Annotated in this window: 14 protein-coding genes; 9 read left to right on the top strand and 5 right to left on the bottom strand. The window is 35.3% G+C overall.

All coding sequences use genetic code 11. The features are described 5' to 3' along the window. The first annotated feature begins 90 nt into the window (after positions 1-90). Both N0B16_RS04770 and N0B16_RS04765 read left to right on the top strand, forming a co-directional pair. Positions 91-753 carry a LolA-like protein gene (locus tag N0B16_RS04770; RefSeq protein ID WP_262989585.1) on the top strand — a complete coding sequence of 221 codons (663 nt, stop codon included), beginning with the start codon at positions 91-93 and terminating at the stop codon, positions 751-753. Between the two features lie 39 nt (positions 754-792). Next, positions 793-1,368 carry a glutathione peroxidase gene (locus tag N0B16_RS04765; RefSeq protein ID WP_262989584.1) on the top strand — a complete coding sequence of 192 codons (576 nt, stop codon included), beginning with the start codon at positions 793-795 and terminating at the stop codon, positions 1,366-1,368. Positions 1,369-1,439: 71 nt separating this feature from the next. On the opposite strand, the gene N0B16_RS04760 is transcribed toward N0B16_RS04765, so the two are convergent. Then, entirely contained in the window at positions 1,440-2,096 is a 657-nt protein-coding gene (locus N0B16_RS04760) for an NAD(P)H-binding protein (protein ID WP_262989583.1), read from the bottom strand. A gap of 82 nt (positions 2,097-2,178) precedes the next feature. On the opposite strand from N0B16_RS04760, the gene N0B16_RS04755 reads away from it, so the two are divergent. The 3 genes from N0B16_RS04755 (at position 2,179) to N0B16_RS04745 (ending at position 3,870) form a co-directional block, all read left to right on the top strand. Then, the gene (locus N0B16_RS04755; RefSeq protein ID WP_262989582.1) at positions 2,179-2,532 is read left to right on the top strand and encodes an MmcQ/YjbR family DNA-binding protein; all 354 of its coding nucleotides are present in this window, start codon (positions 2,179-2,181) and stop codon (positions 2,530-2,532) included. 216 nt (positions 2,533-2,748) lie between these two features. Continuing rightward, complete coding sequence (locus tag N0B16_RS04750; RefSeq protein WP_262989581.1) at positions 2,749-2,958, top strand: bacteriocin-like protein; 210 nt, start codon at positions 2,749-2,751, stop codon at positions 2,956-2,958. Between the two features lie 54 nt (positions 2,959-3,012). Next, complete coding sequence (locus tag N0B16_RS04745) at positions 3,013-3,870, top strand: GLPGLI family protein (protein WP_262989580.1); 858 nt, start codon at positions 3,013-3,015, stop codon at positions 3,868-3,870. Positions 3,871-3,890: 20 nt separating this feature from the next. Here N0B16_RS04745 and N0B16_RS04740 read toward each other — a convergent pair whose 3' ends face one another. Continuing rightward, positions 3,891-4,811, bottom strand: coding sequence for a bifunctional riboflavin kinase/FAD synthetase (locus N0B16_RS04740; RefSeq protein WP_262989579.1), 921 nt, complete (start codon positions 4,809-4,811; stop codon positions 3,891-3,893). A 202-nt stretch (positions 4,812-5,013) separates the two neighbouring features. Between N0B16_RS04740 and atpD the strand changes: the two genes are divergently transcribed. From atpD to N0B16_RS04725, 3 genes are all read left to right on the top strand, one after another. Next, entirely contained in the window at positions 5,014-6,522 is a 1,509-nt protein-coding gene (gene atpD, locus N0B16_RS04735) for a F0F1 ATP synthase subunit beta (protein WP_262989578.1), read from the top strand. Between the two features lie 90 nt (positions 6,523-6,612). Then, the gene (locus N0B16_RS04730; protein WP_262989577.1) at positions 6,613-6,894 is read left to right on the top strand and encodes a FoF1 ATP synthase subunit delta/epsilon; all 282 of its coding nucleotides are present in this window, start codon (positions 6,613-6,615) and stop codon (positions 6,892-6,894) included. 78 nt (positions 6,895-6,972) lie between these two features. Further along, a complete protein-coding gene (locus N0B16_RS04725; RefSeq protein WP_262989576.1) occupies positions 6,973-7,803 on the top strand; it encodes a hypothetical protein in 831 nt (276 codons plus the stop codon). 80 nt (positions 7,804-7,883) lie between these two features. Here N0B16_RS04725 and N0B16_RS04720 read toward each other — a convergent pair whose 3' ends face one another. The 3 genes from N0B16_RS04720 to N0B16_RS04710 all read right to left on the bottom strand — a co-directional run bounded on the left by N0B16_RS04720 (position 7,884) and on the right by N0B16_RS04710 (position 12,604). After that, positions 7,884-10,079, bottom strand: a complete 2,196-nt coding sequence (locus N0B16_RS04720; protein ID WP_262989575.1) for a B12-binding domain-containing radical SAM protein — start codon at positions 10,077-10,079, stop codon at positions 7,884-7,886. Between the two features lie 110 nt (positions 10,080-10,189). Continuing rightward, a complete protein-coding gene (locus N0B16_RS04715) occupies positions 10,190-11,452 on the bottom strand; it encodes an aminotransferase class I/II-fold pyridoxal phosphate-dependent enzyme (protein ID WP_262989574.1) in 1,263 nt (420 codons plus the stop codon). Positions 11,453-11,566: 114 nt separating this feature from the next. Continuing rightward, positions 11,567-12,604 carry a PLP-dependent cysteine synthase family protein gene (locus N0B16_RS04710; RefSeq protein WP_262989573.1) on the bottom strand — a complete coding sequence of 346 codons (1,038 nt, stop codon included), beginning with the start codon at positions 12,602-12,604 and terminating at the stop codon, positions 11,567-11,569. A 222-nt stretch (positions 12,605-12,826) separates the two neighbouring features. Between N0B16_RS04710 and N0B16_RS04705 the strand changes: the two genes are divergently transcribed. Then, entirely contained in the window at positions 12,827-16,312 is a 3,486-nt protein-coding gene (locus tag N0B16_RS04705) for a glycosyltransferase family 117 protein (protein ID WP_262989572.1), read from the top strand. Positions 16,313-16,318 lie beyond the last annotated feature (6 nt).

Below are 16,318 nucleotides of genomic sequence, written 5' to 3'. Positions count from 1 at the left end.
TTGTATTAGATAATTTGAAAATTATGTTATCGTTTCATTTTCAGACTTTCAAATTAAAAAAGCCCTATATTTGAATTATAAATTGATTGAATGAAGAAATTACTTTTAGTTTTCGTCCTGATCTTTTCACAATGGTCTTTTGCTCAGACCGCTAAAGAAATTATCGATAAAAATATCGAACTGTCGGGTGGATTAACCAATTGGAAGCTCTTAAATTCAGTTTTTCTTCAGGGGAAAGTAATTTTAGGGGTAAAAGATGAGTATCCGATTAAAATTTACCAGCAGCGTCCCAATCTTACCAAAACAGTGCTTACCATAAACAATAAGGAAACTGCGATTGAAGGATATGACGGAACCAAAGGTTACGCGATGAATTATGCCACCAATAAAATTCAGGAATACCCAAGTTATACTGCAGAAAGCTTTGATAATGATTTTATTGACTGGGAAAATAAAGGGTTTGATGCCAAATATCTAGGCAAAGAAAAAATAGGGGATATCTATTGTCATAAAGTACAGCTGACAAAAAATGTGAATAAAAATTACTACTATTTTGATACAAAAACCTACATGCTTCTTAAAGAAATAAAGAAAGATGAAACACTGCTGTATTCTGACTATAAAAAAGTAGGAAGTCTCTTAATGCCTTTCAGAATAGAATCTTCGAGTGTAAAAAAAGACGGCGATTTTGTCATGCTTCTGAACAAAGTAGAGATTAATAAAGCATTTCCTTCCAACACATTTAAATTTTAATAAATAACCGCAGCATCGCTGCCAATAAATAAGTATAATATGAATAAGATTTTTCTGGTATTGCTTTCTTTTGTTGCATTTCTGCAAAGCTGCACCAATCAAAAAAGTGAAATGTCTAAAAATAAAACCAACGAACTGATGGGAAAAACAATTTACGACTACAAAGTGGAGAGTCTTGATGGAAAAGAAATCAATTTTGCCGATTTCAAAGGCAAGAAAATACTGATTGTAAACACGGCTTCAGAATGTGGTTTCACACCTCAATATGCAGATCTGGAGAAGTTGTCAAATGAATACAAGGATAAACTGGTTGTCGTAGGATTTCCGGCAAACAATTTTGGCGGTCAGGAACCGGGAACTAATGTTGAGATCGGCGCTTTCTGCCAGAAAAATTACGGCGTTACCTTTCCGTTGGCAGCAAAAGTTTCCGTAAAAGGAGATGATACCGCACCTATTTTTAAATATCTGACTGAAAAGGAATTAAACGGAGTGAAAAACACAACGATTCTATGGAATTTTACTAAATTTTTAGTAGACGAAAACGGAAAACTGGTTGATAGTTTTATTAGTACTACAAAGCCTACAGATCAGGCAATTACAAAATATTTACAATAAAAAATTATAATATTTTTTCAGTCCGGCTTTCTATAATTCTGAGTAAGCCGGGCTGAATGATTTTTATTGGTTTAATCATTACCCTTCTCCGCAAAACTGAAAATATTCCCAAGTTTTATACTTGAATATCCGTTGCTTTTTATTTTGGAAGAATTGATCATCGCTTTGGCCAAAACGGATGTAGGCAATGGTTTTTGGCTTTCCAGAAGTCCTAATTTGTTGGCAAATTTAATAATTCTGCTTCCCAGAACTTCTCCGGTTCTTTCAGAATCTTTTCTTTCCAGCATTCCGGGTTTAAAAATGGTAATTTTGTTGAAATGCAGCTGTTTTACAGCTTCTTCCAGTTCACCTTTCATCTTAGAATAGAAAATTTTAGACTTTGGATCTGCTCCGTAGGCGGAAACCAAAACATAATCTTCCACATTATTTTCTTTGGCAGCTTTTGCAAATTCATACTGATACCCGAAATCTACTTTACGCTGTGCTTCTTTGCTTCCCGCAGTTTTTAAAGTAGTTCCGAGACAGGAAAAAACGACATCGCCTTTTACAGAATTTTTCCAATCTTCCGGTTTTTCAAAATCTATGACATGAGTTTTCAGTTTTTCATCCTGAATATCAACAGGTTTTCTTACAAAAACATGAATTTCCTCAAAATCCTGATCATGTAATAATTGGTGTATCAAATCTTTTCCGGTAGCACCTGTTGCGCCTATAACCAAAGCTTTCATAATAAGTAGTTTATTGTAATGATTTTTTCTTTCTTAAATTTACTACATTTGGCATTAATATCAATCATTATTATCACGATTCATGGATGCCAACGAAGTTTTAGAGTATTGTCTCGCAAAAAAAGGGGTTACGGAAAGCTTTCCTTTTGATAACGAAACACTTGTCATGAAAGTAGGGCCAAAAATGTTTTTATTGATGGCCTTGGAAAAACAGCCTCTTTCGATCAATGTGAAAACTGATCCGGAATGGAGTGCAGAATTGCGTGAACAACATCCTCAAATCACAGGCGCTTTTCATATGAATAAAACCCACTGGAATTCTGTAATGACAGACGGTTTGAAACGTGATTTGATTTTTAAACTGATTGACCAGTCATATGATTTGGTATTTCAATCGCTGACGAAAAAAGCGAAGGAGGAAATTGAAATTTCTTAAAATATTTATTGCGCATTATAATTAAATTATTTGTATCAATTTCTTAATTATAATCATTGTAATTAATTGATTCAAAAATACTTAACATAATAAATTTGTTTAAAATATGTGGTATTTACTATTGTAGATATCATACTTTATGTTTTTCTTTGGAGTGTTGAAACAAAATGCGCAAGAAAGTTTAAACACAAATTTTAATTAAAAATTTATTACATTATGAAAAATTTAAAGAAATTATCTAGAAATGAGCTTAAAACTGTAACAGCAGGCCAGGTTTGGATTGCAGAAACTAGGTGTGGCTTAACTGCTACAACTACTCAAGATTGGACTCCGCAACAAGCAGCTGAATGGCGTGATAGGGTGGAAGCAATTAACTGTCCTACACCGACTTATAGTGGTCCATCTAATAATCTTGCTGCTAATTAATCGAATTTATGCACTTATGGTAGAAACTGTTATACTATAAGTGCAATTTTTATTATGAAAATCTTTTTTATATATTACAATAAAAAATTACTTCAGCTATTTATTCTACTTAATAGTTTTCTGTCTTATGCTCAATATGATACTTTGCGTGGAGAGTTTACTTATGAGTTAAAAGGTAGATTTGATAAGCGGACTGATTATAGACATAAAGAACTTTTCGCATTACTGGTAGGGAATAAATGTGCATTTTTTGCAAGTAGTAATTCTCTTAAAAGAGATTCATTATTAGATAGATCTAGAATAACAACAAATAATCCTGATGGAAGCATAACTCTTGGCATTAAAAATGGAGTGCAAATTCCAGAAACAAACTTATATTTTACTATCATTCAATCCAACGAAAATATACAGTTTTTCGACTATGCCGGAATGTCATTACTTACCTATAAAGAGCCTGTAATCAAAAACTGGAAGCTTGTGGATGAAACGAAAGTGATTAACACCATTACTTGTAAAAAAGCCGAAGTTACCTTTAAAGGAAGAAACTGGATCGCATGGTACTCCCCAGAAATTCCTTTTCCGTATGGCCCGATGAAATTTAGTGGTTTACCGGGATTGATTATAAAAATAACGGATGATAAGGGTGACTTTGATTTTGAGCTGGTAAAATCTGTGCCTCAATCCAAACTCAAAGGCAAACTCGTTATGATTAAGAAAAGCAGATACACCGAAGCGATAGAAACAACACAGACAAAGCTGAAACAGGCGGTAAGGAACGCTGATGCCAATGCGGCGGCTGTACTCGCAAGCTATGGAACCACAATTATTAAAGGACAGGAAATGCTGAGACAGCGGGAAAAAGAAAAAGAAGAAAACAAAAAATATGAAAATCCTTTAGAATTGGAAAACTAGTTGGTCATTATAATTTTCTTCTAAAATAAAAAATTCTCCGTCAGTACCTTATCTTCATCAAGTCTCTCTATTAATTTTTCCAAACCTTCAAATTTAATTTCCTCGTGTAGAAAATCCCTGAACTTTACGGTTATCTTTTCATCATAAATATCTCCTTCAAAATCAAGAATATATACTTCGACCGTTAAGTTTTCTCCGTTAACAGTTGGGTTTGTACCAATGCTTAACATTCCCTTATATTGTTGGCCTTTAACAAAAACTTCAACAATATAAGCGCCTTTTTTAGGTAAAAGTTTAATCGAATCCGTTTCTATATTCGCGGTAGGATAGCCAATTGTTCTGCCTAATTTTCTACCATGAACGACCGCTCCGGAAACAGAGTAGGAATATCCCAACATTTCGTTGGCTTCCTTTATATTTCCTTTGAGAAGAGCATTGCGGATTTTTGTCGAACTGATATTATTTTCGTGAATATTTATCGCCTCCATTTGTTGAACCTCAAAATGCAGTTCTTTTGATAATTTTTCGAGAAGCTCAAAATTTCCACTTTTATTTTTTCCGAAAGAGTGGTCATATCCCACAATCAGATGCTTTACATGTAATTTATCAATTAAAATCTGCTTTACAAATTCATCTCCGGTAAGGTTTCTGAATTCTTCATCAAATTCCTGGAGAAATAAATTTTTTATACCGTATTTATCAAGTAAGCTGGTTTTTTCTTCCAGAGTGTTAAGAAGCTTCAGATCTTCATTGGGGTTAAAAACAAATCTCGGATGCGGCCAGAACGTAAGAATCGCTGTTTCCAGGTCATGCTCAGATCCCAGTTTTTTTAATTCATCAATAATGCTTTTATGACCAAGATGTACCCCGTCAAACATCCCTAAAGAAAATGCTAACGGTTTTTGAGAAAAATATTCATTAAAATTTTTGAAAACTTTCAAACGGAAAAATTTTGACTGCAAATATAAACATAATGTAGCAATCTGTCAATACGGCAATCTTTTCATAATTACAACCACTTTTATTGAAAATGGATGAGGCGGTATTGTTGTCATATTCTCAAAAAGTATGATAAAAATCTTTTTTTTAGCAATTGCGAGTTTGTTAAGATTCATTATATTTGCACCAAGAAAAAATTTAGCAATGGCAAACCAAATTAAAGGAAAAATTTCTCAAATTATTGGTCCTGTAATCGACGTAGTTTTTAATAATGTGGAAGCAATTCCCAGTATTTATGATGCATTGGAGATTATCAAAGGGAACGGTGAAAAAGTAGTCTTAGAAGTAGAGCAGCATATAGGTGAAGATACCGTAAGATGTATCGCAATGGATGCTACAGATGGTCTTCAAAGAGGGCAGGAAGTAATCGGGTACGGAAACCCTATTATGATGCCAATCGGAGATGCTGTAAACGGGAGACTATTCAACGTTGTTGGGGATGCTATCGACGGACTTCAAAATATTTCTAAGGAAGGTGGTCTTCCTATTCACAGACCAGCTCCGAAATTTGATCAGCTATCAACTTCTGCAGAAGTTTTATTTACGGGGATTAAAGTAATCGACTTGGTTGAGCCTTACGCAAAAGGAGGTAAAATCGGTTTGTTCGGTGGTGCCGGTGTTGGTAAAACAGTATTGATCCAGGAGTTGATTAACAATATTGCAAAAGGACACGGTGGTCTTTCTGTTTTTGCCGGTGTAGGGGAAAGAACGAGAGAAGGGAATGACCTTTTGAGAGAGATGCTTGAATCTGGTATTATCAAATATGGTGATGATTTTATGCATTCTATGGAAAATGGAGGATGGGATCTTTCTAAAGTAGATTTAGAAGTGATGAAAGATTCTAAAGCAGCTTTCGTTTTCGGACAAATGAATGAGCCACCTGGAGCAAGAGCGAGAGTAGCACTTTCTGGTCTTACCTTAGCTGAATATTACAGAGATGGTGGAGAAACAGGACAAGGTAGAGACGTACTGTTCTTTGTAGATAACATTTTCCGTTTTACGCAGGCTGGTTCCGAAGTATCTGCACTTCTTGGCCGTATGCCTTCTGCGGTAGGTTATCAACCGACATTGGCTTCTGAAATGGGAGCGATGCAGGAAAGAATTACTTCCACTAAAAATGGTTCAATTACCTCAGTACAGGCGGTTTACGTACCTGCGGATGATTTAACTGACCCGGCTCCTGCAACCACATTTGCCCACTTGGATGCAACAACCGTATTAGATAGAAAAATTGCTTCATTAGGTATTTATCCGGCTGTAGATCCATTGGCTTCTACATCTAGAATCCTGGCTCCGGAAATCATCGGTGAAGAACATTATAACTGTGCTCAGAGAGTAAAAGAAATTCTTCAGAGATACAAAGCGCTTCAGGATATCATCGCTATTCTTGGGATGGAAGAACTTTCAGAAGAAGATAAATCTGTGGTGTACCGTGCCAGAAAAGTACAGAGATTCTTGTCTCAGCCTTTCCACGTAGCAGAGCAGTTTACAGGTATTCCGGGATCTTTGGTAGATATTAAAGATACCATTAAAGGATTTAACATGATTATGGATGGTGAACTGGATCACTTACCTGAAGCAGCGTTCAACCTTAAAGGTACCATTGAAGAGGCAATCGAAGCCGGACAAAAAATGTTGGCAGATAACGCATAATAAATTAATTAGACACAAGATGTCAGATTCTAGACATGAGACTTTTATGTCTGAAATCTGAATTCTGAAATCTTTAAATCTAAATTAAAAATGAATATAAAAATTTTAACACCAGAACACGTAGTTTTTGAAGGAGAGGTAAATTCTATATTGTTGCCGGGTAAAAACGGTGAATTTCATATCATGAAAAATCACGCAGGAATCGTTTCTTCATTAGTAGGCGGAAAAGTGAAATTATTCACCAATTCTATCAACGATAGTTTTGCCAAAAATTTTACAAAAGAAAACGATAAAGACTCTGTTTTTTCTTATGCTATTAAAAGCGGTGTTATAGAATTTAATCACGATAAAGGGATTATCCTTTGCGAATAATTAAATGGAAAGCTAAATATATTTTTCAAAAAGTGTAACCTGGTTACACTTTTTTTATGTTTTGTAAAACCTGACTGTATGAAGAAAGGCATCATCATAGTATTAACGCTATTTTGCATTTTTTTTAATGCCCAAACTATAAAAGTAAAACGGGGGATTGTAACTTTAGACAATATTCATGTCGCAAAGATTGCTAATAAATCCAGTCAATATACTTTTATGGATTTAAAAGAAACTCCGATTTTTACAATAGAATTTGTGGATAAAAGCGTAGTAGATTCAGTAAGAGACAGTTATATAAAAATAAATAGAGTATATAACAGAGAAAAAACTTTAGACTTGGATTACATATCCCCATCGGTATTTTCCGGTGATGAAAAATCTGCAGTGTATACCTGTGTGAAGGCTCTAAAGATTATAGATGAAAGAGGGATCAATATCAAAAACCTGGATGAACTTTTTACAAATATGCCTAAACGTAAGCTCGACAATAAGACAAAAGAAGCTTATACGATCCGTTCAAAAATAGATAAACTGAATCTTGAAGTCAATCATGTAGGAGAAATTTTGAGCAACGGAATTCCTGTCGGTTATTTTACCAATCTGCCTCCGAGTTTTGGTTCCGATGAAAGAATTACAGATAAAACTTTTATTGATATAGAAATCTATGATGCTAAAAGTAAATATATCGGGAAATATATAACAACTACAAAACAGATCAAAACTGCCGGTGGAAAAACGTTCACATTATACAGGGAAATATCCGGTAAGGCATCAATTTTAAAATTTCCCACCTATAAAGCAATTGCAGAACGTATGGCTATTTTAGACCCAAACTTTATTAAAGTCAAAGAGAAAATAATTGTAGGCGACGTAGTGAAAGATGGGATTGAAAAAGATAAAAAGTAGCTCTCGAAAAAGTTATTGGAGACGGGCTTTAGCCCGTTTAATAAAAATCAGGTTCAATTGGCTTTAGCCAAATTTATATTCTATAAACTTAGAACCACCCCGTTTTCTTTTAATTGCTGCATCGGCTTTGAAAACCAGAACAGTTCAAAATCTTCAGAAATTTCCTCGAATTGTGATTTAAGTTGCTGAAGAGTAACCCGTTTTGGATTTTCAAATGTATTTTCCTGAATAACTTTTATAAGCCATTCTGCTTTTTCCTGTTCAAGATCGACGGTAACTACATTTGTTTTTAAATGAAACGTAATTCTTGTGTACGCCCATGAGTTTTGTTTTTTTGCTTTTATGTAATTCTCAGCGATTACGTTTTTATCTAAGAAAATAATTTTTGAGTTTCCTTTAAAAACAAAATTTTCACTTTCCAGAAGGCAATCATGAATATAATCGGGATGAATGGTTGTTTTTGGAATTTTAAACTCAAACCAGTCCTGTAACGGAATTTCAAAATTAATTCCGTGCATGTAATTAAAAAGCGATTTTTTTAATCCGAAACTAAATTGACCATGATCAATCCCGGTTCTGTCTGTAAAATCGATGTCATTATTGGCAAATAAAATTTCCTGTTTGAGTGGTGTTACTCCAAATTCTTCAGGATTCAAACCGACAGGTGAGTGCGCTGTCATCGCAAACTGATGCCAGAAAGCGCTTTGTAAAATCCCCATTTCGAATAACTGTCGCACCATTTCCAGAGAATCTACTGTTTCCTGAATGGTCTGAGTAGGATAGCCGTACATTAAATAAGCATGAATCATGACTCCGGCTTCAGTAAAATTTCTTGTCACTTGTGCCACCTGTTCTACAGAAATTCCTTTGTCAATTAATTGCAGCAGTCGGTCGCTTGCTACTTCCAAGCCTCCGGAAACAGCAATGCAGCCTGAAAGTTTCAGTAAAAAGCACAAATCGCGGGTAAAACTTTTTTCAAACCGAATATTTGTCCACCAGGTTACCACAAGATTTCTTCTTAAAATTTCCAGGGCAACTTCTCTCATCAAAGCGGGTGGTGCGGCTTCATCTACAAAGTGAAAGCCCGTTTCACCGGTTGTTGCAATAAGTTCTTCCATTCTGTCGACCAGAATCTTCGCTGAGATAGGCTCGTAAATTTTAATGTAATCTAACGAAATATCGCAAAAAGTACATTTTCCCCAGTAACAACCGTGGGCCATGGTCAGTTTATTCCATCTTCCGTCGCTCCATAAACTGTGCATGGGATTGGCTATTTCAATCACAGAAATATATTGATCTAGCTGTAAATCAGAATAATCCGGTGTTCCGATTTGCGTTTGTTTATAATCGTGTTGTGTTGAATTATTTTTGTAAGTAACTCTTCCGTTTTCAAGTAAGAAAGTTCTTTTAAATTGAGATTCCTGATAGGGTTGAGAACTAAATACATATTTATAAAGCAATTCAATCGGCAGTTCGCCATCGTCTAATGTAATAAAATCAAAGAATTCAAAAACTCGGGGATCTTTAATTTCCCTAAGCTCGGTATTGGGAAATCCGCCACCCATTGCAATTTTAATATGGGGATAATTTTTTTTGATATATTGCGCAGATCGGAATGCTGAATACAAATTTCCCGGAAACGGAATCGAAAAGCACACCAATTTCGGCTGAACAGATTCTAGCTTTTCCTTGAGAATTTTCAATGTAATATCATCAATATAGGTATAATGGTCATTCAGTTTTAGATATAATTCGTCAAAGGAATTGGCACTTTTGCCCAATCTTTCAGCATATCTGCTAAAACCAAAATCAGCATCGATATGTTCAACAATATAATCAGATAAATCTTCTAAGTATAAAGTAGCCAGATGTTTAGCCTTATCCTGCAATCCCATATTTCCGAAGGCAAATTCCATATCATCCAATTGGTTGAACCGGGAAGCTTCCGGTAAAAAATTCATGGAACAGATCTGTCGTGCCAATGTAGGTGTTTTACCCTGTAGGAAATGAATGACCTGATCTATGGTTTTAATATATTCATTTCTGAGTGCAAAAATTCTCTGGGAATTCTGAGATGCAGCTTCATGATCAATCTCCTTTTCAAATATATTTGTAATGCCTTCTTTGGAAAATAACTCTGCAATCACCTCAATTCCCAAATCGATCTGAAAGCATGAAATAGCTTTAGTATTGAGGAAACCTTTGATATACGCAGTCGCGGGATAAGGCGTATTGAGCTGCGTAAAAGGGGGTGTAATGAGAAGAAGATCTTTCAAAAGTTATTTTTTACAAAGTTATTGTAAATCTTAGATTTTTTCAGAAATTAATTTTGAAAAAAAACCGCTAGAGATTTCTAACGGTTTTATACTATTTAGGTGAAATCAAATTACATTTGTTTGTATTCGATATTCATTTGTTTTTCGATCTCTCTGTAATGTCCTGAAGTTAATTTGTCATGAATAGCTTCAAAGGCTGCAAGGGTCTCATTAATTTCGGCATCTGTATGTGAAGCGGTAGGAATCAGTCTTAATAAAATCATTCCTTTCGGAATCACCGGGTACACAACTACTGATGTAAAAACCCCGTAATTTTCTCTTAAATCTTTAGCTAAAAGAGTAGCCTCGATCGTAGTTCCTTCAATGAAAACAGGAGTTACACAAGTATTTGTATTTCCCAGGTTAAAGCCTTTTTCTTTGAGTCCATTTTGAAGCTTATATACATTTTCCCACAATTTATCTTTAATTTCAGGACGTGTTCTTAATAATTCCAATCTCTTTAAACCTCCGATTACCATTGGCATTGTTAAAGATTTGGCAAAAATCTGGGAACGAAGATTGTATTTTAAAAATCGGATGATCGTTTCATCTCCGGAAAGAAATGCTCCGAAACCAGCCATTGATTTGGCAAATGTTGAGAAATAAACATCGATCTGATCTTGACAACCCTGTTCTTCGCCTGCTCCGGCTCCGGTTTTACCCAAAGTTCCGAAACCATGTGCATCGTCTACCAAAAGCCTGAAATTAAATTTTGATTTTAATTCGCAGATTTCTTTCAGTTTGCCCTGCATTCCTCTCATTCCAAAAACCCCTTCGGTGATCACTAAAATTCCGCCTCCGTTTTCTTCTGCCACTTTAGTCGCTCTTGCCAGGTTTTTTTCTAAACTCGCAATATCATTATGTTTGAAAGTAAAACTTTTTCCCATGTGAAGCCGTACTCCGTCAACAATACAAGCATGAGAATCTGCATCGTATACAATCACGTCATGTCTTGTCACCAATGCATCGATACAAGAAACCATTCCTTGATATCCGAAGTTTAATAAGTAGGCAGCATCTTTTTGAGTAAATTCAGCCAATTCCTTTTCCAATTGCTGATGTTGTGCAGTTTCGCCGGACATTGCTCTTGCGCCCATCGGATAAAACATTCCAAATTCTGCAGCAGCTTTTGCATCTGCTTCCAAAACTTCCGGATGATTACAAAGCCCAAGATAATCATTGGCGCTCCAAAAAATAACTTCCTTACCTTGAAAAATCATTCTGGGACCAATAGGGCCTTCAAGCTTAGGAAATACAAAATAACCTTCGGCGTAATCTGCAAACTGACCTAAAGGACCAGGATTTTGCTTTATTCTTTCAAAAATATCTACCATTATTTATATTCAATATTTATATGAGTTATAAGGCACAAAGTTAATTAATTTTAGGTTAATAAAAAAGCCTTTCGTATTTCACAAAAGGCTTTATATATGATAGAAATCAGTTTTCTATTTTATGTATTCTGTCTTGAAAACTTCATCATAGTTGTGCACACAATTGTTGATAAAGCCTTGTTGAGCCATCCATTCGTCGCTGTAGACTTTAGTAATATATCTTGAGCCATGATCAGGATAAATAAGTACGACAAAATCATTTTCTGTCAATTCGTGAGATTGTGCATATTGTATTAATGCCTGTGTAACCGCACCTGTTGTGTAGCCACCCATAATAGCTTCTTTTAAAGCGATTTCACGGGTTCTGTAAGCAGACATCTCATCGTTTACTCTTATAAATTCATCTACTTTGTCAAAGAGAAGTGCAGAGGGAATTAGATTTTTCCCCATCCCCTCAATTTGATAAGGATGCACATCTTCTTTATGAATTTCTCCGGTTTCGTGATAGCTTTTTAGAATAGATCCGTCTGCGTCTACGCCAATGATTTTAATATTGGGATTTTTTTCTTTTAAAAATTTTGCAGATCCGGATAATGTTCCACCGGTTCCGGTGCAGGCAAAAAGATGGGTAATTTTACCTTCGGTCTGTTCCCAAATCTCAGGACCTGTTGTCTGATAATGAGCATCAATATTCAGTTCATTAAAATACTGATTGATATAAACAGAATTAGGAGTTTCGGCAGCAATTCTTTTTGCTACCTCATAGTATGATTTCGGATCATTCGCAGGTACATTCGCAGGACATATATATACAGTAGCACCGAGAGCTTTCAGGTAAGCAATTTTTTCTGCTTTCGTTTTATCACTTACCGCAAGAATACATTTATACCCTTTAATGATGCACACCATTGCCAGTGAAAAACCTGTATTTCCGGATGTAGTTTCCACCACTACCGAATCTTCTTTTAATAAACCTTTTTTCTCAGCGTTTTCAATAATATGAAGAGCGATTCTGTCTTTCGTGGAATGTCCAGGATTATATGATTCTAACTTGGCATAAACTTTAGCTGGAATCTCTTTAGTAACCGTATTTAGCCGTACTAAAGGGGTCTTTCCGATTAAGCCAAGAATATTATCGTAAACATTACTCATTATTTATTATTTTTCAATAAAAATCTGACCGCAAAAATACAAAAAAATAAATAATTTCTAAACTTTTACAGAATTATAAGCTTTCAAACTAAAATTATCTGTTTCTGATTTGCATTTATTGCTCCGAAACGCTGACAAAAAGTGCGCCAGTTTTTTTAAATTTTGTTAAAATCAATACAGAATGAAGTAAAAACCTTATTTTCGCATAATTGATTTTATACTATGAAAAACTGGACTTTTAGGCAATGGAACACCATTTTGGGATGGGTGATTTTCGTCATTGCTTTTTTCACTTATCTATCGACTGTAGAACCCAATTTTAGTTTTTGGGATTGCGGAGAATATATCTCTTCTGCCGTAAAATTAGAAGTTACCCACGCTCCAGGCGCTGCATTATTTCAGATTGTAGGAGCAGTGGCAGCAATATTTGCGATGGGAAATGGTGAAAATTATTCAATTGTTATTAATGCAATGTCTGCATTATTCAGCGCTTTGACAATTTTGTTTCTGTTTTGGACGATTACGCATTTCGTAAGAAGGCTGCTGAATAAAGATTTTGAAGAAGTGACAAAACACCAGGAAATTGCAATTTTATTTGCAGGGGTAATTGGAGCTTTATGTTTTACTTTCTCAGATTCGTTTTGGTTTTCAGCGGTAGAAGGAGAAGTGTATTCCATGGCATCTTTGTTTATTGCCCTTCTGGTCTGGCTGATTACAAAATGGGAAAATGAGTATCTTGAAAAGGATAATGAAAGATGGATTATTTTGATTTTCTTTATTTTAGGGCTTTCTGTAGGCGTTCACATGATGTGCATGTTGGCAATTCCTGCTGTTTGTCTGGTATATTACGCAAGAAGATATCAGTTTACCTGGAAAAGTTTTCTGTGGGCCAATGTGATTACATTAGGGATATTGATTATTGTTTTTAAAATTATTTTCCCGCTCATCATGTCATTGTTCGGGAAATTAGAAATATTCTTTGTGAATGGTTTGGGACTTCCTTTCCATTCCGGAACCATCGCTGGATTTGTGATTATGGTAACCTTGTGTTACATAATCATAAAATATGCAAGAAAGGTAAAGAGAAATATATATCAGACGGTCGCTTTATCGGTTGTATATATGATTATCGGTTTTTCTTGCTGGATGGTGATTCCGATCAGAGCCAATGCGAATCCTCCGATGAACCTTAATGATCCGGATACGGCAATTGGAATGCTTGATTATTATAACAGAGAGCAATACGGAGACTGGCCAACCATTTATGGACAGAATTACACGGCTTTCTTGGATAATGATGGGATCCAGAAAAATGAAGACGGGAGTTTTAAAACTGAAAAAACCGGGGAAATTTATGAAAAAGACGAAAAAACAGGAACCTACAGAAAAACAGGAGACCGTTTTAATTATGTTTTCAATAAATCTCATGTGAGTTTGATGCCGAGGATGTTTAATGAAGATAAAGATGTCATGGCCAACTACATTTCTATGTACGGAGCTCCAGATTTTACTTTTAATTATAGCAACGAAGATTTGGCGGACAATCCGGAAGCAAAATCTATTTTCAATGACCTGAGAACAAAATATGAAGATAAAACTATTACTGCGCAGGATTATCTTAAAGTAAAACCTTATAATCTTATTACGGTGCAGAAGCCTTCTTTTGCGCAGAATATGGATTATTTTATTACATTCCAAAACAAATATTACTTTATCAGATATCTGATGTGGAATTTTGTAGGAAGACAGAATGATCTGGAAGGAAGCAGCGAAGACACCAAAGGAAACTGGATTTCCGGAATTTCTTTCATCGATAATTCATTATTGGCCAATCAGGATACGATGCCTGCAAAATTCAGAAATGAAAGTACAGTCGCGTTTTTCTTTTTACCATTATTGCTGGGAATTATTGGATGTTATTTTCAGTTTATGAGAGATTTCGGAAGATTCTATGCGATTTTATCCTTATTTATATTGACCAGTGTAGGAATCGTTTTCTACACGGGGATGAAACCTTTTGAGCCGAGAGAAAGAGATTATGCAATGGTTGGATCTTTTTATGCTTTTGCCATCTGGATTGGTCTCGGAGCAGGGGCAATTCTCTGGTACTTACAGTCTAAGATAAAATCAAATGCAGCCAATTTAGCTTTCGGCGTTATTTTGTTAGGGGTTCCTTTTATGATGGGATTCCAGAATTATAACGTTCACGACAGAAGTGACCGATATACAGCGTATGATTATGCATATTCGGTTTTAAAATCTTTGCCGAAAGAAGATATTTTATTTGTTTATGGGGATAATGATACGTATCCGGTTTGGGCAATGCAGGAAACCGAAAGGTTCCGGGATGATGTGAAGGTGGTTAATTTTACCCTTCTTTCAACACCATGGAATATCGATCAGGTTAAAAGAAAAACATACAATGCAAATCCGATTCCGAGTCAGCTTACTCATGAAGACTATAGAGACGGAGTAAATGACCAGATTTATCTGATGAAAAAAGACGACTGGCAAAACATTTTTTCAAATTTAAAGGAATCCGGTGCTCCCGATACGGCGATGAGAGAATTTCAGAAATATCTCGTTCAGGATTCAATGACTTTGAAAGAAGCAGTTAATTTCCTTAAATCTAAATCTCCTGAAAAAGATGAAATTTTAAAAATGATTTTCGGAGATGAGCGGTTTGAGAAATATAATTTCCTTCCGGTTTCAAAATTTATTTTACCGGTAAATAAAAACAACGCTTTAAAAGCAGGAATTATCAACGCTTCAGACTTACCCAATACGGCAAACCAGATTATGATTGATTATAAGAGCAGTACACTATATAAAAATAATCTGATGATGTTTGATATTCTGGCAAATTTTGACTGGAAACGTCCGATCAACTTTTCTTCAGGAGGGGTATATGACAGTGAGAATGTTTTCTTTCTGGATGATTATCTTCAGTTTGACGGGTTCAGCTACAGATTAATTCCTGTTCATTCACCTAGAACCGATGATGGAGAAATGGGTAGAGTGGATGCCAATTCATTGTATAACGTGGTGAAAAACTTCAGATGGGGTAATTTTAAAAACCTGAATGCGCATTTTGATGAAACCGCAACATCCAATATCATTAGCTACAGAAGTTCTGCAAGCCGTGCTGCTGCAGCTTTAGCATTATCTGGTCAAAAAGGGAAGGCAATCGAATTGCTTGATCTGGCTGCAAAAGAAATTCCGGCAGAAAAATATAACGATCCACGTTCTTTAAGCTCAATGGTGTACGGATATATTGTTGCAGGACAGGAGCAAAAAGGTTTAAAACTGGCTGAAGTTCTTAAAAAAGGAATTTTCGAGGAGTATGATTATTATTTAACGTTAAACAGGCAGGATCAAAGATTTGTAGGAAGAGAAATGAAGTCGAAGCCGATGGAGTATTCTCTTGTTGTAACGGCTGTTACCGATGCTTACACCAAAATAGGTCAAAAAGATAAAGCGTATGCCTATCTCGTAAAATCGATAGAGCCGATTGATAAAAAATTTAATGTCTTTATTAAAGACCTTCAGCAGATGGGCAAAGAAAAAGCCGCTACAGAATCTGAAAATGTGCAGAGAATTACACCATTCTACCAATATTTATTTGATATTATGGAACCATTTGACTCTACATATTCGAAGGAAAAAGAAGATCAGATAACAACAGCCATTATCAAGGCAACACAATAATAGATA

The organism is Chryseobacterium gilvum (genome assembly GCF_025628965.1).
In the GTDB taxonomy this organism is placed as follows: domain Bacteria; phylum Bacteroidota; class Bacteroidia; order Flavobacteriales; family Weeksellaceae; genus Chryseobacterium; species Chryseobacterium gilvum.
This window is presented reverse-complemented; position numbering and strand designations above follow the sequence as displayed.